At 61.7% G+C, this 20,943-nt stretch carries 17 protein-coding genes and 1 tRNA gene; 9 read left to right on the forward strand and 9 right to left on the reverse strand.

Features of this window, described 5'->3' with window-relative positions; genetic code table 11:
• Positions 1-47: 47 nt before the first annotated feature.
• Positions 48-1,136, reverse strand: a complete 1,089-nt coding sequence (locus OIU37_RS29995) for a DUF475 domain-containing protein (RefSeq protein WP_171605516.1) — start codon at positions 1,134-1,136, stop codon at positions 48-50.
• 352 nt (positions 1,137-1,488) lie between these two features.
• Between OIU37_RS29995 and OIU37_RS30000 the strand changes: the two genes are divergently transcribed.
• Together OIU37_RS30000 and OIU37_RS30005 are read left to right on the forward strand one after the other, a co-directional pair.
• Complete coding sequence (locus OIU37_RS30000; RefSeq protein ID WP_171605517.1) at positions 1,489-1,719, forward strand: hypothetical protein; 231 nt, start codon at positions 1,489-1,491, stop codon at positions 1,717-1,719.
• A gap of 58 nt (positions 1,720-1,777) precedes the next feature.
• On the forward strand, positions 1,778-1,954 hold the full coding sequence (locus OIU37_RS30005) for a hypothetical protein (RefSeq protein ID WP_180696280.1): 177 nt from the start codon (positions 1,778-1,780) through the stop codon (positions 1,952-1,954).
• Between the two features lie 61 nt (positions 1,955-2,015).
• Here OIU37_RS30005 and OIU37_RS30010 read toward each other — a convergent pair whose 3' ends face one another.
• Positions 2,016-2,528 (reverse strand): MgtC/SapB family protein, encoded by a 513-nt coding sequence (locus OIU37_RS30010; RefSeq protein WP_180696281.1) that lies wholly within the window; start codon positions 2,526-2,528, stop codon positions 2,016-2,018.
• Positions 2,529-2,760: 232 nt separating this feature from the next.
• Here OIU37_RS30010 and OIU37_RS30015 point away from each other — a divergent pair, with 232 nt between their 5' ends.
• Positions 2,761-3,474, forward strand: coding sequence for a hypothetical protein (locus OIU37_RS30015; RefSeq protein ID WP_264259562.1), 714 nt, complete (start codon positions 2,761-2,763; stop codon positions 3,472-3,474).
• Positions 3,475-3,480: 6 nt separating this feature from the next.
• Here the strand turns inward: OIU37_RS30015 and OIU37_RS30020 are convergent, their stop codons facing one another.
• The 4 genes from OIU37_RS30020 to cpdR1 all read right to left on the reverse strand — a co-directional run bounded on the left by OIU37_RS30020 (position 3,481) and on the right by cpdR1 (position 6,775).
• Entirely contained in the window at positions 3,481-3,975 is a 495-nt protein-coding gene (locus tag OIU37_RS30020) for a hypothetical protein (protein ID WP_264259564.1), read from the reverse strand.
• Between the two features lie 464 nt (positions 3,976-4,439).
• Positions 4,440-5,483, reverse strand: coding sequence for a porin (locus OIU37_RS30025; RefSeq protein WP_180696284.1), 1,044 nt, complete (start codon positions 5,481-5,483; stop codon positions 4,440-4,442).
• A 770-nt stretch (positions 5,484-6,253) separates the two neighbouring features.
• Positions 6,254-6,328 (reverse strand) — tRNA-Val (locus OIU37_RS30030).
• An 84-nt stretch (positions 6,329-6,412) separates the two neighbouring features.
• Positions 6,413-6,775, reverse strand: coding sequence for a response regulator CpdR1 (gene cpdR1, locus OIU37_RS30035; RefSeq protein WP_003542883.1), 363 nt, complete (start codon positions 6,773-6,775; stop codon positions 6,413-6,415).
• A 187-nt stretch (positions 6,776-6,962) separates the two neighbouring features.
• On the opposite strand from cpdR1, the gene OIU37_RS30040 reads away from it, so the two are divergent.
• Positions 6,963-7,844: an N-formylglutamate amidohydrolase gene (locus tag OIU37_RS30040; protein WP_171605520.1), complete on the forward strand. Its 882-nt coding sequence runs from the start codon at positions 6,963-6,965 to the stop codon at positions 7,842-7,844.
• Between the two features lie 270 nt (positions 7,845-8,114).
• Entirely contained in the window at positions 8,115-8,888 is a 774-nt protein-coding gene (gene hisN / locus OIU37_RS30045; protein WP_171605521.1) for a histidinol-phosphatase, read from the forward strand.
• A 65-nt stretch (positions 8,889-8,953) separates the two neighbouring features.
• Here the strand turns inward: hisN and OIU37_RS30050 are convergent, their stop codons facing one another.
• Entirely contained in the window at positions 8,954-9,928 is a 975-nt protein-coding gene (locus OIU37_RS30050; protein ID WP_024322335.1) for an alpha/beta fold hydrolase, read from the reverse strand.
• A gap of 404 nt (positions 9,929-10,332) precedes the next feature.
• Between OIU37_RS30050 and OIU37_RS30055 the strand changes: the two genes are divergently transcribed.
• Positions 10,333-10,803: an Hsp20 family protein gene (locus tag OIU37_RS30055; protein WP_003542878.1), complete on the forward strand. Its 471-nt coding sequence runs from the start codon at positions 10,333-10,335 to the stop codon at positions 10,801-10,803.
• 60 nt (positions 10,804-10,863) lie between these two features.
• On the opposite strand, the gene OIU37_RS30060 is transcribed toward OIU37_RS30055, so the two are convergent.
• Complete coding sequence (locus OIU37_RS30060) at positions 10,864-11,913, reverse strand: bile acid:sodium symporter family protein (RefSeq protein WP_264259599.1); 1,050 nt, start codon at positions 11,911-11,913, stop codon at positions 10,864-10,866.
• Positions 11,914-11,958: 45 nt separating this feature from the next.
• Here OIU37_RS30060 and OIU37_RS30065 point away from each other — a divergent pair, with 45 nt between their 5' ends.
• On the forward strand, positions 11,959-12,813 hold the full coding sequence (locus tag OIU37_RS30065) for a LysR substrate-binding domain-containing protein (protein WP_264259601.1): 855 nt from the start codon (positions 11,959-11,961) through the stop codon (positions 12,811-12,813).
• A 42-nt stretch (positions 12,814-12,855) separates the two neighbouring features.
• On the opposite strand, the gene OIU37_RS30070 is transcribed toward OIU37_RS30065, so the two are convergent.
• Positions 12,856-13,908, reverse strand: a complete 1,053-nt coding sequence (locus OIU37_RS30070; protein ID WP_240604486.1) for a low specificity L-threonine aldolase — start codon at positions 13,906-13,908, stop codon at positions 12,856-12,858.
• A gap of 539 nt (positions 13,909-14,447) precedes the next feature.
• On the opposite strand from OIU37_RS30070, the gene gltB reads away from it, so the two are divergent.
• Together gltB and OIU37_RS30080 are read left to right on the forward strand one after the other, a co-directional pair.
• Positions 14,448-19,172 (forward strand): glutamate synthase large subunit, encoded by a 4,725-nt coding sequence (gene gltB, locus OIU37_RS30075; RefSeq protein ID WP_264259603.1) that lies wholly within the window; start codon positions 14,448-14,450, stop codon positions 19,170-19,172.
• Between the two features lie 226 nt (positions 19,173-19,398).
• On the forward strand, positions 19,399-20,853 hold the full coding sequence (locus OIU37_RS30080) for a glutamate synthase subunit beta (RefSeq protein ID WP_026188524.1): 1,455 nt from the start codon (positions 19,399-19,401) through the stop codon (positions 20,851-20,853).
• Positions 20,854-20,943: the final 90 nt, after the last annotated feature.

Below are 20,943 nucleotides of genomic sequence, written 5' to 3' on the forward strand. Positions count from 1 at the left end.
TTTATTTTTAGCCGCAAGGGCGCCGCGCACTGCGGCTTCTTGCATCGTCAGGCGCGAAGCTCTTCCCGTTGGGCGCCGTGATCCTCCACCCTTTCGCGTTTGTTGTGGCGGATGGACGACCAGAGGGACAGGCCGATCAAGGCCGCGCCGCCGAGCCCGGTGATGACCTCGGGGATATGCACCAGGGTCTGGGCATACATGATCACCGAGAGGATCAGGATGGCGTAGAAGGCGCCATGCTCGAGATAGCGGTATTCGGCAAGCGTTCCCTTCTCCACCAGCATGATCGTCATCGAGCGCACATACATGGCGCCGATGCCGAGGCCGATCGCAATGACGAAGAGGTTCTGCGTCAGCGCGAAGGCGCCGATGACGCCGTCGAAGGAAAAGCTCGCATCCAGCACCTCCAGATAGATGAAGGCGCCAAGACCGCCCTTGGCGGCAGCACTCATCGTCTTTTGCGAGGCATCGAGCAGCCCGCCGACCACCTCGACCGCGAGGAAGGTGAGCAGGCCATAGATGGCGCAATTGACGAAGATGGTGGCTTCCTCACCGCCGATCAGCCAGGAGAAAACCAGCATCAGCGCCAGCACGACGGCGATTTCGATACCCTTGATGGCGGCCGAACGGGCCATCACCCTTTCCAGGCCCGGAAGCCAGTGGATTTCCTTCTTGTAGTCAAAGAAGTAGTTGAGGCCGACCATCATCAGGAAGGTGCCGCCGAAGGCTGCGATCGGCAGATGCGCGTCGTTCATGATGCGGGCATATTCGGCCGGCTCGCGTGCGGCGAGCACCAGAGCATCCCAGGGGCCGATCTGTGCCGCGATCGCGACGATTGCCAGCGGGAAGACGATGCGCATGCCGAAGACGGCGATGATGATGCCCCAGGTGAGGAAGCGCTGCTGCCAGACCGGCGTCATCTCCTTCAGCTTGTTGGCGTTGACGATGGCATTATCAAAGGAGAGCGAGATCTCCAGCACCGCAAGCACCGTGCAGATGAAGAAGACGGTCGCCATGCCGCCGATCGTGCCGGTCGTCTGCCAGCCGAGCACGGCGCCGAGAACGAGGCCGAGGGCAGTGACGATGAAAGCCCAGCGGAAATAGCTGAGCGAGGATGGGGTTACGGGTTGATTCATGGCCGCACCTCGCGGCCGCAAATCGTGTTGAAGAGGGTTGATATATTGGAAAAACGCGGCACGACACAACGGGCACGCGGGTCAGGCATGGTGAGCTTGTTCATCGATGAAAAATCCGCCGGCTAAGCTGCAGGCGGTACCGACATCACGAGAGCGCCGTAAAAACTCTCGCCAGAGGGGCCCGGCACCAAAGTTCCCCGTCAGCCGATGTCTGGAAGGCTGCGGGATAGGCTCTAGGTAATGAACTTCGCTGGCCAGTCAAGGCCGGCCGCCACGCCGGGATTGGGTGTTTTTTTGGGAACCATCCTGGCGCCCGCCCGTTAGGCCTTGGTTGAGCTTAAAAAGGAGGCCGATGATGCACACTTCGACCCATCTTCCTGATAAACGCACGGAGGCGTCCGACCGCATGAAGCGGGCGAAGCCAAACCGCATGCAGAGGGCGCAGGTGCTGCCGCCGCATCATGTCGACCTGACGCTGACGCCCGGTGTCTACCACGACATTCACGTGCCGGCCCATGTTACCGGCGCCGATCTTTCCAAGGGTGGCCCCGACATCAAGGGCAATGCAGAGACCAAGAAATAACGGGTATTCCGGAAGCCCTTGGGCGCTGACGGTAGATTTGAAACAGGGTGAGAAACATATGACGATCAACTTTGTGCCCCGCGAGATCTTCATCCGGCACGAAAATGAATGGCAGGCCGTACGCGAAGCGGCGGACGAGCGTATCGACATCGGCAAACGCCAGAAGCCGCTCTCCTCCGTCGGCGGCACGGCATCGGTTGGAAAAGGCAATCCTTCGGCCGCACGCTCGGAATGACCAATAGACAGTTACGCTGACAATACGGGCGCCCCGCCATGACGTCGGGCGCTCTGTTTTTCTATTTGTCTTCATCGCGATCGACACGCTGTCCGGAATTAAAGCCGAACCGTTGTTCGAGTTTACCGAAGGCGAAGAGTACGCAGATGGCCACGAGCGTCGTGAAGAAAGCGATCGGCCAATAGCCGAAGCCCATGGCGAGGCCGATGGCGCCAGAGAGCCACATGCCGGCGCCCGTCGTCAGCCCGTGTACCCGACCTCTTGCAAAGACGATCATGCCGGCGGCAAGAAAGGCGACGCCGGCGGTCACGGCTTCGATCACGCGCAGCGGATCGATGCGCACCTGCTCGTCATCGGTAAAACCCGGCATATGCACCGCCTCGATCGAGATGATGGCGAAGAGGGCAGCGGCAAGACTGATTAGAATATGGGTGCGGAAGCCCGCCGGGCGGTCGCGTGCCTCACGCTCGAAGCCGATCAGCCCGCCGAAGACGATGGCGCCGAAGAGGCGGGCGAAGATGACGGGATAGTGGATACGCGACGCCGGTATTATGTCGGCGATAATAAGATCCATGGATTTTTCCCCCAGAAAGATGGAATTTTTCGCTGGCTAACGTCTGAAGGCGGAATTTGTTCAGCTTTTTCCCCGCGTGCGTTTCGGCGGTCCCTTCCGCCTCTCCGGCGCGCACCGGCGCGTTCATCACATTCGAAGGAAAGTTCGGCGAACCAAGCATCATCCTGTCGCCGCGCCAACCTTTCGGAAAGGATTGGGCAGCGATAATCCCGGTCTCACGGGAATCGGACAGATGGCCAAGACAGCGACACGCGGCCGCCGCAAGGCGCCGGCGAGAGGAAAGAGCAAAGCGCGCAGCAGCGGTGGCGGATTGCTGCCCTGGGCGGTGATCGGCATTGCCGCGATCGGCGGCATCGTCGCCCACGACCATTGGAAGAGCATCCCGCCGATGCTTGCAAGGCAATCGCCGCCGATCACACGGGACACGGCGGAGCCGAGGGCTGTTGTCAGGAAGGACGCGCCGCCGAAGCAGGTGGCGCTTGCCGCTCCCACGCCGAAAGTCGCAGTGCCGAAGCCGCTGCCGCCAGCCACGATCCCGACGCCGATGATCCAGCCGATAAAGGCGGTACCGTCGCCGGCCCCCGCTGCCATTTCGGAAACCGGGACAGTCGCCTTCGGCTATTGCGGGCAGGGAGCCCATATCAATTGCGTCGGCGACGGCGGCGTCTTCTGGTACAAAGGCGAGAAGATCGTGATTGCCGACATGGCCAGCCCGGTGGTCGATCAGGCGCGCTGTGACGGCGAGCGCCGGGTGGCCTTTGCCGCCAAGTCGCGGCTGCTGGCGCTTCTGAACGCCGGACCCTTCACCATGAATGCGGCGGGTAAAGCCGACCCCTCTGGCGCGCCGCGCGTCGTCGCGCGCAATGGGCGCTCTTTCGGCGCGCAGCTGATCAATGAGGGCCTGGCACGTAAGCCAGGGGCTGCCGGCAATGCCTGGTGCGCCTGAGGACGGCTACTTACCCTTCTTCACCAGCTTGCCGCCGGTGCGGAAGCTGCCGGTGAAGGAGGAGTCCTTGCTTTCGGCGGTGCATTCGATCGCGATCGGCTTGCCGGCATAGGGATTGCCGAAGGTGCAGAAGCCGGCGACCTTGACCTCTCCGGTCATCTTGTTGCCGACACCCGTGGTGACGAGGCTGAGCGGCAGGCGGGCATTGCCATTGGAGGCAGGCTTGATGCCGCTGCCGTCGCCCTGAAAGCCCAGCGCCTTGCCATCCGAGGTGAAGATGAAGGTCACCACACCATTGGCCAGCGTGACGCTGGCAAGCTCGTTCTTGCAGCCCTTGGTGGCGTCGAATTTGGCGACGACCAGCTTGGCGCATTTGCCGGAAAGCGTAATGACGCCGGGAGCACCAGGAAAGGTCTCGGCGGGCGCGGCCGGCGCGGCAGAGGCCGGCAAGGCGAGGACGGCGGAAAAATGGGCGGCAGCGGCAAACGCGGATAACTTCATTTCGATCTCAAACCCCATGTCATGGCCCCATGTCGTGGCCCCATGTCCTGGTGAAGCGAATCACTACCTCACCGTCGTTCGCCATGGCATGGTTCTGTGTCCGAATTTGGCGCCGTTATTGCCGAGGCGCAAAAATTTTGTCAGCCGCCGGGCTAGCTCGGCGATCGGCGGCGGATGAATGAAAAGTTGGTTGAGCTTGCCGGTTACAAGGTTCAGCAACGACATAGGCTGCCGGGCATCGGCAATGAACCGATGTGACACGACAGTGGCAGGCACTCATCGAGCGTGCCGTCCTGGGCGCAGGTCTGGTAAAGGGGAATGGGCCCAGGCAGGGAAGTCCAGGCCCATTCTTTCCCGATCGGAGGTCAGTCAGATCAGGAATTTGTAGCTGCCGGCTTAGAGCACGATGCCGAAAAGTGTGAACGGTTTTCGGACGTCATCCTGTTCTAGCCGGCAGCCTTTTATCAGAACGCGCGCTGCAGGCGGAAGAAGCCCGAGGTAACGTCGCTAGCATTGTCCGGATCAAGGTACTGAACCGAAATCTTGGTGGAGAGGTTGTCGACGATCTGGTAATCAACCGTCAGGCCGACCTTCCAAGCATCATTGTCGTCGTTGAACTCGCCAGCAGTGATGCCGTAGTTGTTGTAGTACTGAACAGCCGGGGTGATCTTCAGCTTGTCAGTCGCCTTGATGGCGTATTCGGCTGCAACAGCCCATTCAGACTTGTTGTAGTAGGCGTTCGGGTTGCTGGCGTAGACAACTGCGAGACCGAGCGTGCCCGGACCGACCGCAACCGTACCCATAGCGCGGACGGCGCCTTCTTCGTTGTCGGTGTCGTAACCGGCAGTGATCTGGTAGCTGAATGCACCAGCCTTGCCGCCGAGACCGACGGCAACGCCGACGTTGTTGGCGGTTTCACCATTGTAGAACGGGCTGTCTTCCAGCTCGTCAACGCTGATGCCAGCGTAGAAAGCGTCGGTTTCGTACTGATAACGGATGGAGTTATGCAGCGTGACCGGAGAACCGATATCGTCCGTTTCACCGGAGAGACCATCGTCCCACCAGGAGTAGAACAGACCAGCGCGGAAGCCGGCGATGTCGATGTAAGCGGAGTCGAGCTTGGTCTGCTGGTTCGTAGCGTTGTCGGCGTTAGCCTGGATGACGATCACGCCGGTGAGCGGGCCGTATTCGGTGTCGCTCTTGGCCGTGAACTGAACCTGACCGCGCGTACGCGCGTCCCAGTCCGAGTCGTTGGCAACAGAACCGCCGCCCGCAGCGTTGATAGAGCTGGCGTTCGGAGCAACGTCAACCTGGAAACGGATGTAACCGTTGATCTTGAGGCAGGTTTCGGTGCCCGGGATGTAGAAGTAGCCGGTGCCGTAAGCGTCGCAGACGCGAACGTATTCAACCGGTTCCGGCTCGGCAGCAACGATAGCGTCGGCAGCCTGAGCGCCGGATACTACTGCAAGTGCAGCAGCGGAGCCGAGAAGAAGGCTCTTGATGTTCATGGAATAACCTCCAGTTCAGATGCAAGAGGATGAAGACCGTCTGCCCTCGGCAGGTCCCTACGTGTCTTCAACCCGTGTGACCGAAGCGGCACCGTTTTGACACGGTGCCTGCCTCGCCGCGGAAGTTACATAAGGGATGTTGCGCCGCAACGAAATTGTCGATCGTGACAGCAGGCTGGCGCGGCTATGTTGCTGAAATCACACGTATGTTGTCATAAACCCGTCATCTGTCCGTCACAAATCCGCGGCGAGCAACGAGGGGCTGAGCGTTCGGTAGCGGTATGCAATTGATGCTCGAATGAGCGTGTCCTCATATGCGGGCATGCCATAACTGCCATCTGCTGCGCGAGTCGGAAGTAGGACAGGCAACCAAGTTGCCCGGGCATGCCGATCGATCGGAGCAGGGCAACGGATCTGACCGATGGCGACACGCTCAAACGGAGACGGCAATCACCTCGCTAGGGATTTTTGAAGTCGTCCCAGAGGATCGCTGCCCCGGCTGCGAATATCGTGACCGGGATCAGCCAAATCTTGATGCTGATAGGCTCCACGACATGAAACTGCATATAGCCGAAACCGAAGAGGCCAGCCCCAACCAGGCCTGCGCGCGGGGCATCCCACAGTCATCGAAATCCCAGCCCCGGATCATGGTTGATCCGATCATGGACAAACCCCCGCTGCGCAAAGGGCCGGGTCGAGAGTGTGCGCCAGGCGCTGGCGTGAGAGATTCCCCAAGGCGGGGATTTGTCAACAATGTCAGGGAGATCGGATGGTGGGCGTGACAGGGATTGAACCTGTGACCCCTACGATGTCAACGTAGTGCTCTCCCGCTGAGCTACACGCCCATCCGATGGCGGCGCATAGATCACAAAACCTTTGGAGCCGTCAATAGGCTTTTTTCAGTTTTGTGACGCGCCGGCCGGCAAGCCTTATGCGGCAAGCATCTTGTTGACCTCGTCGACGAGGTCGCGCAGGTGGAAAGGCTTGGAAAGGACCTTGGCATCCTTCGGCGCCTTCGAATCGGGGTTCAGCGCCACGGCGGCAAAACCGGTGATGAACATCACCTTCAGGTCGGGGTCGAGCTCGGTGGCGCGGCGCGCCAGCTCGATGCCGTCCATCTCGGGCATGACGATATCGGTCAGCAGCAGGGAAAACGGCTCCTCGCGCAGCCGGTCATAGGCGCTGGCGCCATTGTCATAGGAAAGGACCTTGTAGCCGGCCTTTTCGAGCGCTTTCACCAGGAAGCGGCGCATGTCGTTGTCGTCTTCGGCGAGAAGTATCTTCTGAGTCATCAATCCAGACCGCGATCCATAGGTTTTTGGTGGGCTGCCAGCCGTTTACACTAGTCTTTACCCGGTAAACAACCGGTGAATTGCCTGTGCGTGACCGCCATCCCGTCTACATAGTATGGACTTGCGGCCGGGCAACTGGCAACATGGGCCAAGCAGTCAGTTCATGACATGGTAAAGAGGGCCGAAAGTGCCGGAAATACGCGAATACGAGCTTTTTGAGGTTCATGAGCCCGTGTCGCAGACCATTCCCTTCGTCTACAACTCCCCCCATAGCGGCCGCATTTATCCACCGGAATTTATTGCCCAGTCGAGGCTGGAGGGCATCGCCATCCGCCGTTCCGAGGATCACTATGTCGACGAGCTCTTCGGCTCGGCCGTCGCACTCGGCGCGCCGCTGCTGGCGGCCAACTTCCCGCGCGCCTATCTCGACGTCAATCGCGAGCCCTACGAGCTCGATCCGCGGATGTTCGACGGGTTGCTGCCGCCCTATGCCAATGTCAATTCGCTCAGGGTCGCCGGCGGGCTCGGCACCATTCCGCGCATCGTCGCCGAGAATATGGAGATCTATGCGCGGCGCCTGCCGGTGCAGGAGGGGCTCGACCGCGTCGAAGCGGTCTACAAGCCCTATCATGCGGCGCTTCGCCGTCTAATCGCGCGAACGCATGTGCAGTTCGGCTTCGGCGTGCTGATCGACTGCCACTCGATGCCCGGCAATGTGCGCGTCGCCGGCAGCACGGCGCGACCTGATTTCATCATTGGTGATCGCTACGGCACCAGCGCTTCGGCCGAACTGTCGCGCGCTGCCATCGCCATCCTCGAGGAAATGGGCTTTGCGGCGATCCGCAACAAACCCTATGCCGGCGGCTTCATCACCGAACATTACGGCCGGCCTTCGCGCGGCCTGCACGCGCTGCAGATCGAAGTGAACCGGGCGATCTATGTCGATGAAGTGACGCTGGAGAAACGCGAGGATTTCGCCGAAGTGGCCGACGCCGTCACGGACTTCATGCAGCAGATGGCGGAATACGTCGAGAAATTTGCCGGCGAGCGGGCGCTGGCCGCCGAATAGCTCTCTTTTTCGATGTCGCTGACGTCTGGCCTTCCCGGCCAAAAAAAACCGCGCTTGTGAGCGCGGCTAAGTCTAGGGAGGAAACACCCAAGGAGGGTATTTACAGTCAGAAGACTGTATGAAGAAGCTACTATTGCATTGCACAAATGTCAAGCAATATATTGCGTTGCGATATCTTTGGGCAGTTAAATCCAAATTGCCTGCTTCATTTGCATTCCCGTTGCTTTTCGCTATGAAAAGCGCCACTCCCGCCAGCCAAACGGTGTCATCATGTTTCCTGACCGTTCGTTCTTCAATCGCCTGGCGGAAGCCGCTCGGGCCGAGACGCTGCCGCGCTTCCGCTCCGGCCTCGATGTCACGAACAAGCTTTCCTCCGGTTTCGATCCGGTGACGGAGGGCGACCGGGCGGCCGAACTCGCCATCCGGGCGCTGATCGAGGAGAATTTCCCCGGCCACGGCATTCTCGGCGAGGAACATGGCAATGTCGGGCTCGACCGCGAATATGTCTGGGTGATCGATCCGATCGACGGCACGCGCGCCTTCATATCCGGTGTGCCGGTATGGGGAACGCTGATCGGCCTGCAGAAGGCGGGCCGGGCGATCATGGGCATGATCGAACAACCCTTTACCGGCGAGCGTTATTTCGCCGACCAGAACGGCTCGATCTATACCGGCCCGGAGGGCGAGCGGCGGCTGGCGACGCGCCAGTGCGATGCGCTTTCGAACGCCATCCTGTTCACCACCTCGCCGCATCTCTTTGCCGGCGAGGAGATGGAGAAATACCGCGAGATCGAGAGCCAGGTGCGGCTCTTCCGCTACGGCTGCGACTGCTATGCCTATGCGCTGCTTGCCGCCGGCCATATCGATCTGGTCGTCGAAAACAGCCTCAAGCCCTATGATGTCGGCGGCATCATTCCCGTCATCGAGGGGGCGGGTGGCATCATCACCACCTGGGACGGCGGACGGCCGGAAAACGGCGGCTCGATCATCGCTGCCGGCAGCCGGGCAGTCTACGAACAGGCGATCGCCATCCTACAGCGCTGATCCCAGGGTCAGCTGTGCTGATCCCGGTCAGCAGCGTCGATTCCCCGATCAGCAGCGCTAGCCGGTCAGGTGCCGAGGGCGGCGACGTCCTGGTTTTCTTCAGCATCGCTGCCCGGAATGAAGGCGTGGAAGGCGGCAAGGGCGGCGGCGCGATAGATATCGCGCTCCTGGAAGATCTCGTGACGGGCGCCGTTGATCGGCACCAGCTGACCGGCGCGGAAATAACGCGAAAGCCGCTCCTGCGCCGTATAGGGCACGACGCCGTCGCGCGTCGGGGCGATGACGATGGTCGGGATGGTGATCGAGAAGAGATGGTAGGGTGAGGTGACCCGGTCCATCGTGCGAAAAGCCTCGATCAGCCAGCGGGCCGTCGGCGGCCCGAGCGTCAATTCCGGATAGGCCTTCATCATTGCGACATTGCGCTCGAAGCGGTGTTCGTCCGAGGTCAGCGGGTTGTCGCTGAAGTTCGGCTCCTTCAGTTTCGAGGTCAGCGGCAGGAAGCCGAGGCCGACGGCAGTCAGCGTGCCGGCGAGAGCGCGGATGACGCGGGGCGAGGCCGACTGGCCGGTCAGGCCGATGAAGGGCGCCGACAGCACCATGCGATCGATACGGGTGGTGAGATAGGGCGCGGCGGAGAGTGCGATCAGGCCGCCGGTGGAATGCGCAAGCAGATAGAAGGGCAGGCGGGTATCCGGCAGCACCACCTTTTCCAGGAAGGTATCGAGATCACGCTCGTAATCGGCAAAGCGGCGGATGTGGCCGTGGTTGCGGCGCTTCATGAGCCGTGACGAACGGCCCTGGCCGCGCAGGTCGAAGGTCGCGACCCAGAGACCCTTGGCCGTGAGGTCGCGGATCGTCTCGAAATATTTCTCGATATATTCGTTTCGGCCGTGCAGGATGACGACGGTACCTTTGGCTATCTGGCCACTCGAGCGGAAGACGGCGTAACGCAGCTGCTGGCCGTCATGGGTTTCGAAGAACCCCTCCGTGCGGTTTTCCGGGGCGGGATTATCGGGCGTCGAATAGAGAACCTGATCCATGACTTTGCCAATGCGCCGCTGCTGACTGCTTCGCATCAGGGATAGCGCATGGCATCCGGCTTGGAAAGCGGTGGGGAAAAGGGCCGGCAGGAGCATGAGGGTGCTCGCGGCCGGCCGAAGTTGAGACTGAAGAAGAAGGGACGATGCACTTCAGCCATCGGGACCAGATTCACCCGACGCCTAAATCTCTAAGCGAATGCGCCTGAACGCGCTCCGAACCGGTCGTTCATGCGGGGTTCACGGGGCGATCAAGGCGATTCCGGAAAGGTCTTGAACTCCTCGAATCCCATCACCATCTCCTTTCTGCGGGTGCCGAACAGGGCCTGCGCAACCGTCCCAAGGCCGCCAAAGATGGGGTCTCAGGGGCATTTCATCGCAACACGTCGCTTCCACTGGAGGACATCATGCGTCACGTAGACTTCTCTCCCCTTTATCGTTCGACCGTCGGTTTCGACCGGCTCTTCACCATGCTCGACAGCCTTGCCCAGCCGGAGCAGGCGCAGACCTATCCGCCCTATAATATCGAGCGCACCGGTGAAAACACCTATCGCATCACCATGGCGGTTGCCGGTTTCGACGAGACCGAACTTTCGATCGAAGCCCATGCTCACGTCCTGTCCGTGAAGGGTGAAAAGAACGAGGAACCTGCCGAAAGCGGCGAATTCCTCTACCGCGGCATTGCCAAGCGCGCCTTCGAGCGCCGCTTCCAGCTTGCCGATCATGTCGAGGTGACCGCCGCTTCGCTGAAGAACGGCCTGCTGCACATTGACCTTCTGCGCAATATTCCCGAGGCCATGAAGCCCCGCAAGATTGCGATTGCCGCAGAACCGGTCGAAGCTCCGAAGGCCATCGAAGCGCAGATCATCAACGGCTAATCAGATCCTTATCGGATAAAACGGACGGCGCTCCCATCGGGGCGCCGTTTTTATTGTTGCTTAGGCCGGGCTGCCGGCTTCTTTCATCTCTTTTTCCGTGGCACGGCGGGCCGCGGCGGCGGCGTATTTCTGGGCGATGACGGCGCAGACCATCAGTTGGATCTGGTGGAAGAGCATCAGCGGTAGCACGATCGCGCCGATCGACTGGCCGGCGAAAATGACGTTTGCCATCGGCACGCCGCTTGCGAGGCTCTTTTTGGAGCCGCAGAAGGTGATGGTGATCTGGTCGGGTTTGTTGAAGCCCAGCCAGCGGCTGCCGAACATCGTCAGCACCAGGACAATCGCCAGCAGAACCATGTCGGCGACGATGACGACGGCGATATCGGCGATCGAGAAGGTGTGCCACAGTCCCTCGACGACCGCCGTGCTGAAGGCGAGATAGACGACCATCAGGATCGAGCCGCGGTCGACAGGCATCAGGATCTTCTTCTTGGCGCGAATCCAGTCGCCAATCCAGGGCTGCAGAACCTGGCCGACGATGAAGGGGGCAAGCAGCTGCAGCAGGATCTGCTCTAATGCGTCGAAGGAGAAGCCGCCATGGCCGCCGACGGAAAACAGCAGGCCGACGAGCAGCGGCGTCAGGAACATGCCGAAGATGTTGGATGCCGAGGCTGAGCAGATGGCGGCGGGCACGTTGCCGCCTGCCATCGAGGTGAAGGCGATCGATGACTGCACCGTCGACGGCAGCACGCAGAGGAAGAGGATGCCGAGATAAAGCGGCTGCGGCAGGATCGTGTCGGGGATCAGTCCGAGCGCCATGCCGAGCAGCGGGAAGATGCCGAAGGTCGTCAGCAGGATGACGATATGCAGGCGCCAGTGCAGTAGGCCTGATATGACCACGTCGCGCGACAGGCGGGCGCCATGCAGGAAAAACAGCAGCGCGATAGCGAGATCGGTGGCGATGCCGAAACAGTCCGCGAAGGTGCCGCTTGCCGGCAGCAACGAGGCAAGGATGACGGTGCAGACGAGCAGGATGGTGAATGTATCGGGCAGAAAGCGGCGCATGGCGGTCTCGCGGCATGATAAAACAGTCATTGTTCTGTCGTCCATTATGATCCAGGATGCAAGGAATAACAGTTATCGAGAAGCTGGATCATGCTGGACCTTTCGCAGTTGCGCAGTTTCGTCGCCGTCGAACAGATGGGCAGTTTCACGCTTGCTGCGGAGAGGCTGGGCCTCGGGCAGTCGACGGTCAGTCAGCACATCCAGCGGCTGGAGGCAGTGCTCGGGCGCAGGCTGCTGGCACGCGACACGCATAAATTGATGCTGACCGGCGATGGCGAGGCGCTGCTGTCGCATGCGCGCGCCATGCTTTCGATCGAGGGACAGGTACAGTCGCTGTTTAAGAACAACAGCCTGCGCGGCAGTCTGCGGCTCGGCGTGTCGGAGGATTTCGTCACCAGCCAGCTGCCGGCGGTGCTCGAGGATTTCGTTCGTTCCCACCCTTCGGTCGACCTCGAACTGACAGTGGCGCTTTCCGGCGTCCTTTACGAGATGCAGGACAATGGCGAGATCGATCTGGTGCTCGCCAAGCGCCGGCTCGGCGATGCGCGCGGAAAACTCGTCTATCGCGAGCCGCTCGTCTGGCTGGCGCGCGATCCCGAGCGTGTGCTCGCCTCCGGCCCTCTGCCGCTGATCGCCTTTCCGCCGCCGAGCGTCACACGGGTGATCGCGCTCGAAGCACTCGGGCGAAACGGGGTGCCGTGGCGGATCGTTTGCACCTGCGGCAGCCTGAGCGGGCTGACGGCGGCGGCGCGAGCCGGGATGGGCGTGCTGGTGCAGCCGCGCAGCATGGCGCCGTCCGGTCTGAAGGAGATCGCCGCGGGAAGACTTCCGGTGCTGGAGGATGTGGAATTCGTGCTGGTGCCGCGCAAGGGCGCGGACCAGGCACTGGTTTCAGCACTGTCCGAGGATATTCTGCAAAAGGTGAGGGGACTGCGATCGGCGTGAGTCCTTGCCCGTTACCGAAGGGCCTGCCGGGCCGGCAGGCGATCAGGCGGCCAGGCATTTCAAGAAGCCATCGACATCCGCTTCTGTTGTCGCGAAGCTGGTGACGAGACGGATCAGGGTTTCGGTTTCGGAAACAAGTTCGGGCGTTGCCGCCGGGACTGGCCATCCGTAAAATTTCGCACCCTTTTCCTCCGCAATTTTTGCGGCACTTTTGCTGACGACGGCAAAGACTTCGTTGGATGCGGTCGGCCAGGCGAGGCGGGCGGAGTTACTGGTGGCGATGCCGGCGCGAAGCCGGTCGGCCATGCCGTTCGAATGGCGGGCGAGATCGAGCCAGAGGCCGTTTTCGAAATAGGCATCGAACTGGGCGGCGATGAAACGCGACTTGGAGAAGAGCTGGGCGGCGCGCTTGCGGATGAACGGCATTTCCCGGGCCCGATCGGGATCGAAGAAGATGATCGCTTCCGCACACCAGCAGCCGTTCTTGGTGCCGCCGAAGGATAGCATGTCGACGCCGCGCTTCCAGGTCATTTCGGCCGGGGTGGCGCCGAGTGCGACCAGGGCGTTGGCGAAGCGGGCGCCATCCATGTGGAGCGGCAGATTGCGCTTCCTTGATATGGCGGCGATCTCGCCGATCTCCGGCAGGGAATAGACGGTGCCGATCTCGGTCGCCTGGGTGATGGTCACCGCGCTGGCGCGGCCGTGATGGACGGCATCCTCGGGAAAGCTTGCGATCTTCGCCGAGAGCTTTGCCGGATCGATCTTGCCGGCTTCGCCGTCAACGGCAACGAGGCGGGCGGAGCCGGAGAAAAATTCCGGCGCGCCGCATTCATCCTCGATCACATGGGCCTCCGAATGGCAGAAGGTGATGCCGCCGGGGCGCTGGACGCTTGCCAGCGACAGGGAGTTGGCGGCCGTGCCGGTGGCGACGAAGAAGATCGAAACCTCACGCTCGAAGATCTCGGAAAAACGGGCTTCGACCTTTCTGTCGAGATCGCCGGCGCCATAGGCGGCGGCAAAGCCGGTCGATTCCGTCAGCAGACGTTCGGCAATGGATTTGTGGGCGCCGGCCCAGTTATCGGAAGCAAAGAACATGTGGGGAAACCGTGAGAAAGGAAGGGGTTGGCAAGTCCGCAGCGGACATTACGCCAAAGCTTCACAGGATCAAGGTTGTCGCCCGCGACACATCACGGAAATTGAACTACGCAATCAATAAACAAAATAGTACATCTGGGCGTAATTTTATTTCGTCATCGCCGCTACCTAGGCAATCTTCCGTCGCAAATTGACGTTTTTTGCCGGAGCGCTCTTGCAGAGCCGAACGCTTTCTGGCATAGAACTGATGAATTAGGACAGTGTTGCTGTCCTATTTTGGCCTTTATGACCGAAGAGGCGCCGAAAGCCCTGGAACAGACCGGCTTTCACGCTATAGTTCTTCCGAGCGTCAAGCCTCAAGGGGCGGCGCGCGGAGGCGAATGGCAGGCGCGGAACGCGACGGTTTGCTTTCCTTTAAAGCAGATGTCTGCGGCCGATCTTCACAATGCAACAGCGCTGTCATGCGCCGAACCTATCTTCGGGTTACGGCGCGGGACGAAAAGCCGCCCGCGGCCCCGCGGGCTTCGACAGGAGGAAAGATGATGACGAAGACGCCATCCATGGAAGTTGACCGGTTTGCTGCTGCTAAGCTGCGCGCGACGGCCAATGTCTCCAAATCCGCCTCCGGCCTGCCGAAGAAGCAGGGTCTCTACGATCCGCGCAACGAACATGATGCCTGCGGCGTCGGCTTCGTCGCGCATATGAAGGGTCAGAAGTCGCACCAGATCGTCAAGGATGGCCTGTTCATCCTCGAGAACCTGACGCATCGCGGCGCCGTCGGCGCCGATCCGCTGATGGGCGACGGCGCCGGCATCCTGGTGCAGATCCCCGACCGTTTCTTCCGTGAGGAAATGGCCGAGCAGGGTATCACCCTGCCGCCGGTCGGCGAATATGGCGTCGGCCATATCTTCATGCCGCGCGATGAAAAGCAGATCGAACACTTCAAGAAGGTGATCGAGGACGTCATCACCGAGGAAGGTCAGGTCTTCATCGGCTTCCGCGACGTGCCGGTCGACAATTCGTCGCTCTCCAAGGCGCCGGCCATTGCCGCAACGGAGCCGCATCATGTGCAGGTCTTCATCGGCGCCGGCGAGGATGCCGAAAACAACGACGAGTTCGAGCGTCGGCTGTTCACGCTGCGCAAGGTGATCTCCAACCGTATCTATGACGAGTTCGACGGCGAGGAGAGCAATTTCTATCCGGTATCGCTGTCGTCGGCGACGGTGGTCTACAAGGGCATGTTCCTGGCCTATCAGGTCGGCGTCTACTATAAGGACCTGTCGGATCCGCGTTTCGAAAGCGCGGTCGCCCTGGTGCACCAGCGCTTCTCGACCAACACCTTCCCGTCGTGGAAGCTTGCGCACCCCTACCGCATGGTCGCCCATAACGGCGAGATCAACACGCTGCGCGGCAACGTCAACTGGATGGCGGCGCGCCAGGCGTCGGTCTCCTCGCCGCTGTTCGGCGAGGACATCTCCAAGCTCTGGCCGATCTCCTACGAGGGGCAGTCGGACACGGCCTGCTTCGACAATGCTCTCGAATTCCTGGTGCGCGGCGGTTATTCGCTGGCGCATGCGGTGATGATGCTGATCCCGGAAGCCTGGGCCGGCAACCAGTCGATGGCGGCCGAACGCAAGGCCTTCTACGAATATCATGCCGCACTGATGGAGCCCTGGGACGGGCCGGCTGCCGTCGCCTTCACCGACGGCAAGCAGATCGGCGCGACGCTCGACCGCAACGGCCTGCGGCCGGCGCGCTACCTCGTCACCGATGACGACCGCGTCATCATGGCGTCCGAAGCCGGCGTGCTGCCGGTTCCGGAGGAGAAGATCATCCAGAAGTGGCGCCTGCAGCCCGGAAAGATGCTGCTGATCGATATGGAAGAAGGCCGCATCATCTCCGACGACGAGGTGAAGTCGCAGCTTGCGACGGCGCATCCCTATCGCAGCTGGCTCAACCGCACCCAGCTCATCCTCGAAGACCTGAAGCCGGTGGAGCCGCGGGCGCTGCGCCGCGACGTGTCGCTGCTCGACCGCCAGCAGGCCTTCGGCTACACGCTGGAGGATACTCGTATCCTGATGTCGCCGATGGCGACGACGGGCCAGGAAGCGATCGGGTCGATGGGCACGGATACGCCGATCTCGGCGATGTCGGAAAAGCCGAAGCTGCTCTACACCTATTTCAAGCAGAACTTCGCGCAGGTGACCAACCCGCCGATCGACCCGATCCGCGAGGAACTGGTCATGAGCCTGGTTTCCTTCATCGGGCCGCGGCCGAACATTCTCGACCACGAAGGCGCGGCGAACGCCAAGCGGCTCGAAGTGCGTCAGCCGATCCTCACCAATGGCGATCTCGAAAAGATCCGCTCGATCGGTCACACGGAAGACCGTTTCGACACCAAGACGCTCGATTTCACCTATGATATCGAGCGTGGCGCCGAAGGCATGCCCGAGATGCTCGACCGGCTCTGCGAGCGCGCGGAAGCGGCCGTCAAGGGCGGCTACAACATCATCGTGCTCTCCGACCGCCAGATCGGGCCGGACCGGATCGCGATTCCCGCATTGCTCGCCACAGCTGCCGTGCATCATCATCTGATCCGCAAGGGGCTGCGCACCTCGGTCGGTCTCGTCGTCGAGACCGGAGAGCCGCGCGAAGTCCATCATTTCTGCCTGCTCGCCGGCTACGGCGCCGAGGCGATCAACCCTTATCTCGCCTTCGACACGCTGCTCGACATGCATGCCAAGGGCGAATTCCCGAAGGAAGTGGATGCTTCCGAAATCGTCTACCGCTACATCAAGGCGGTCGGCAAAGGCATCCTCAAGGTCATGTCGAAGATGGGCATTTCGACCTACCAGTCCTATTGCGGCGCGCAGATCTTCGATGCGATCGGCCTGCAGTCCGAACTGATCGACAAGTATTTCTTCGGCACCGCGACGATGATCGAAGGCGTCGGCCTCGAGGCGATCGCCGCAGAGACCGTCGCCCGCCACAACGCGGCCTTCGGCACGGATCCGCTCCTTGCCACGACGCTCGACATCGGCGGCGAATATGCCTACCGCATGCGTGGCGAAAGCCACGCTTGGACGCCGGATGCGGTCGCTGCCCTCCAGCATGCCGTGCGCGGCAATGCCGAGGACCGCTACCGCGAATTCGCCGATATGGTGAACAATTCGGCGCTGCGCATGAACACGATCCGCGGGCTCTTCAAGATGAAGAGCGCCGAAGCACTCGGCCGTACGCCGGTATCGATCGACGAGGTCGAGCCGGCGGCCGATATCGTCAAGCGTTTCTCGACCGGGGCGATGTCCTTCGGCTCGATCTCCAGGGAGGCGCATACGACGCTGGCGATCGCCATGAACCGGATCGGCGGCAAGTCGAACACCGGCGAGGGCGGCGAAGAATCCGACCGCTATATACCGCTGGCCAATGGTTCGATGAACCCCGAACGTTCGGCGATCAAGCAGATCGCGTCCGGCCGCTTCGGGGTGACCACCGAATATCTCGTCAATGCCGACGTGCTGCAGATCAAGGTGGCGCAAGGCGCCAAGCCTGGCGAAGGCGGCCAGCTGCCGGGTCACAAGGTTGACGCGACGGTTGCCAAGACCCGCCATTCGACGCCGGGTGTCGGCCTGATTTCGCCGCCGCCGCACCACGACATCTATTCGATCGAAGATCTGGCGCAGCTGATCTACGATCTGAAGAACGTCAACCCGACCGCCGATGTTTCGGTCAAGCTGGTCTCGGAAGTCGGCGTCGGCACGGTTGCTGCCGGCGTCGCCAAGGCGCGCGCCGACCATATCACGGTCGCCGGCTTCGACGGCGGCACCGGTGCGTCGCCGCTGACCTCGCTCAAACATGCCGGCAGCCCTTGGGAAATCGGCCTTGCGGAGACCCAGCAGACGCTGGTGCTGAACGGGCTGCGCTCGCGCGTCGCCCTGCAGGTGGACGGCGGCCTGAAGACCGGCCGCGACGTCATTATCGGGGCGCTGCTTGGAGCCGACGAGTTCGGTTTTGCCACCGCGCCGCTGATTGCCGCCGGCTGCATCATGATGCGCAAGTGCCATCTCAACACCTGTCCGGTGGGTGTGGCGACCCAGGATCCGGTGCTGCGCAAGCGCTTCAAGGGCGCGCCGGAGCACGTCATCAACTACTTTTTCTTCGTCGCCAACGAAGTGCGTGAAATCCTCGCCTCGCTGGGCTTCACCCGGCTTGACCAGATCATCGGCGCCTCGGAGCTTCTGGAGAAGGACGAGATGCTGAACCACTGGAAGGCGAAGGGCCTCGACTTCAGCCGCATCTTCCACAAGGTCGACGCTCCCAAGGAAGAGACCTTCTGGACGAGCCGGCAGAAGCACCCGATCGACGACATTCTCGACCGCGTGCTGATCGAGCGGGCGCAGCCGGCGCTGACGGCCAAGACGCCCGTCGCCTTCGAGGTCGGCATCAAGAACGTCGACCGGTCGACGGGCGCGATGCTTTCCGGCGAGGTCGCCAAGCGTTATCGCCATCGCGGGCTGAAGGAAGACACGATTAATGTGACGCTTCGCGGCACGGCGGGACAGAGCTTCGGCGCCTTCCTGGCACGCGGCGTCACCTTCAACCTGATCGGCGACGGTAACGACTATGTCGGCAAGGGCCTTTCGGGCGGCAAGATCATCATCCGGCCGCCGGAGAATTCGAGGATCGTGGCCGAGGACTCGATCATCGTCGGCAACACCGTGCTTTATGGCGCGACCGAGGGCGAATGCTATTTCCGTGGTGTGGCGGGCGAACGTTTCGCCGTGCGCAACTCGGGTGCGATCGCCATCGTCGAGGGTGTCGGCGACCATGGCTGCGAATACATGACCGGTGGCGTCGTCGTCGTGCTCGGCGCCACGGGCCGCAACTTCGCGGCCGGCATGTCCGGGGGTGTCGCCTACGTGCTCGATGAAACCGGTGATTTCGCCAGCCGCTGCAACATGGCAATGGTCGAGCTCGAGCCGGTGCCCGAGGAGGACGACATGCTGGAGAAGCTGCATCATCACGGTGGTGACCTCATGCACAAGGGACGCGTCGACGTCTCTGGCGACATGACGCGCCATGACGAGGAGCGCCTTTACCAGCTGATCTCCAATCATCTGCATTATACGGGCTCGGCCCGCGCTACGCAGATCCTCGACAACTGGGCCGATTACCGCCCGAAATTCCGCAAGGTCATGCCGGTCGAATACCGGCGTGCGCTCGAGGAAATGGAGCGCAGCCGGATGGGCATCGCCGCGGAATGAATTGCACCGGACATCCGTCACCTGCCGACTGCAGGTGACGGATGACGAAAATATCTCGATGACCCGTGACGATCACGCCGACGGCGAAAGCTGGCTAGACCGCACGGATGTCTCGCAGGGGATATGGTCCAATGACGGTCAAGACAAGCAACTTGCCCCGGGTACCGGGACTGACGATAGACAGATTGGCTGCGGTGAGGCGGTCATGAGGGTAAGGGACGAAAACATGGGTAAGGTAACAGGGTTTCTGGAAATCGACCGGCAGGTGGCGAAGTACCAGCCGGCGTCGGATCGTATCCGTCATTTCCGCGAGTTCACGATCCCGATGTCGGACCCGGAAGTGCAGAAACAGGCCGCGCGTTGCATGGACTGTGGCATCCCCTATTGCCACGGCCCGACCGGCTGCCCTGTTCACAACCAGATACCCGATTGGAACGACCTCGTTTACAACAACAACTGGGAAGCGGCGATCCAGAATCTGCACTCGACCAACAACTTTCCTGAGTTTACCGGTCGCGTCTGCCCGGCACCTTGCGAGGAAGCCTGCACGTTGAATCTCGAGGATGCGCCGGTCGCCATCAAGACGGTCGAGCAGGCGATCGCCGACAAGGCCTATGAGCTCGGCTTCATCCGGCCGCAGCCGGCCACGGTCCATACCGGCAAGAAGGTCGCCGTCATCGGCTCCGGCCCCGCCGGCATGGCAGCCGCCCAGCAGCTCGGCCGCGCCGGCCATGAGGTGCATCTCTATGAGCGCGAGACCAAGCCGGGCGGACTGCTGCGTTACGGCATTCCCGATTTCAAGATGGAGAAGAACTTCATCGACCGCCGCGTCGAGCAGATGAAGGGCGAGGGTGTCACCTTCCATTGCGGTGTCAATGTCGGCGTCGACGTCAAAGTCGAGCAACTGCTCGCCGATCACGACGCCGTGCTTTACTGCGGCGGCTCCGAGACGCCGCGCGAGGCGGGCATTCCGGGCACCGACCTTGCGGGCGTGCATGATGCGATGCCTTATCTGGTGCAGCAGAACCGCCGCGTCGGGCGCGAGAACATCGACAGCGTCGGCTGGCCGTCGGACCCGATCCTTGCCGGCGCCAAACATATCGTCGTCGTCGGCGGCGGCGATACCGCTTCGGACTGCGTCGGCACGGCGTTCCGCCAGGGAGCCGTCAAGGTCACCCAGCTCGACATCCGGCCGCAGCCGCCGGAGAAGGAAGACAAGCTTGCCGTCTGGCCCTTCTGGGCGACGAAGATGCGCACCTCTTCCTCGCAGGCCGAGGGCGCCGTGCGTGAATTCCAGGTGGCTACACTTGAATTCGTCGGCGAAGACGGTGTGCTGACCGGCGTCAAATGCTGTGAGGTCGACGAGCGCCGGCGGCCGGTTCCAGGCACGGAATTCGTCATCCGCGCCGATCTCGCCTTCATCGCCATCGGTTTCCGCGGACCGTTCACCGGCAGCGTGCTGAAGGAACTCGAGGGCAAGCTGACGCTCAACACCGACAAACGCGGCTCGACCAATGTCGTCGCCAACGACCGCGACTACAAGACTTCGGTCGACAAGTTCTGGACGGCGGGCGACGTGCGCCGCGGCCAATCGCTGGTGGTCTGGGCGATCCGTGAAGGCCGCCAGGCGGCGCGCGCCATCGACGAGGAACTGATGGGCTCGACCGTCCTGCCGAACTGACCGTCGGCCGCCGACACATTTCCGAAGACATGAACTCCGCCCCCTTCGGCGGAGTTTTTCATGGTGCGCCGTGTCCGACAGGACGCGGGA

It is taken from the genome of Rhizobium sp. BT-226 (assembly GCF_025847085.2).
Classification (GTDB): Bacteria; Pseudomonadota; Alphaproteobacteria; order Rhizobiales; family Rhizobiaceae; genus Rhizobium; species Rhizobium sophorae.

Bases quoted from the DNA above. Each gene is read 5' to 3' on its own strand.
- OIU37_RS29995 (WP_171605516.1), bottom strand. From the start codon at position 1,136: ATGAATCAACCCGTAACCCCATCCTCGCTCAGCTATTTCCGCTGGGCT.
- OIU37_RS30000 (WP_171605517.1), top strand. From the start codon at position 1,489: ATGATGCACACTTCGACCCATCTTCCTGATAAACGCACGGAGGCGTCC.
- OIU37_RS30005 (WP_180696280.1), top strand. From the start codon at position 1,778: ATGACGATCAACTTTGTGCCCCGCGAGATCTTCATCCGGCACGAAAAT.
- OIU37_RS30010 (WP_180696281.1), bottom strand. From the start codon at position 2,528: ATGGATCTTATTATCGCCGACATAATACCGGCGTCGCGTATCCACTAT.
- OIU37_RS30015 (WP_264259562.1), top strand. From the start codon at position 2,761: ATGGCCAAGACAGCGACACGCGGCCGCCGCAAGGCGCCGGCGAGAGGA.
- OIU37_RS30020 (WP_264259564.1), bottom strand. From the start codon at position 3,975: ATGAAGTTATCCGCGTTTGCCGCTGCCGCCCATTTTTCCGCCGTCCTC.
- OIU37_RS30025 (WP_180696284.1), bottom strand. From the start codon at position 5,483: ATGAACATCAAGAGCCTTCTTCTCGGCTCCGCTGCTGCACTTGCAGTA.
- cpdR1 (WP_003542883.1), bottom strand. From the start codon at position 6,775: ATGACTCAGAAGATACTTCTCGCCGAAGACGACAACGACATGCGCCGC.
- hisN (WP_171605521.1), top strand. From the start codon at position 8,115: ATGTTTCCTGACCGTTCGTTCTTCAATCGCCTGGCGGAAGCCGCTCGG.
- OIU37_RS30050 (WP_024322335.1), bottom strand. From the start codon at position 9,928: ATGGATCAGGTTCTCTATTCGACGCCCGATAATCCCGCCCCGGAAAAC.
- OIU37_RS30055 (WP_003542878.1), top strand. From the start codon at position 10,333: ATGCGTCACGTAGACTTCTCTCCCCTTTATCGTTCGACCGTCGGTTTC.
- OIU37_RS30060 (WP_264259599.1), bottom strand. From the start codon at position 11,913: ATGGACGACAGAACAATGACTGTTTTATCATGCCGCGAGACCGCCATG.
- OIU37_RS30065 (WP_264259601.1), top strand. From the start codon at position 11,959: ATGCTGGACCTTTCGCAGTTGCGCAGTTTCGTCGCCGTCGAACAGATG.
- OIU37_RS30070 (WP_240604486.1), bottom strand. From the start codon at position 13,908: ATGTTCTTTGCTTCCGATAACTGGGCCGGCGCCCACAAATCCATTGCC.
- gltB (WP_264259603.1), top strand. From the start codon at position 14,448: ATGATGACGAAGACGCCATCCATGGAAGTTGACCGGTTTGCTGCTGCT.
- OIU37_RS30080 (WP_026188524.1), top strand. From the start codon at position 19,399: ATGGGTAAGGTAACAGGGTTTCTGGAAATCGACCGGCAGGTGGCGAAG.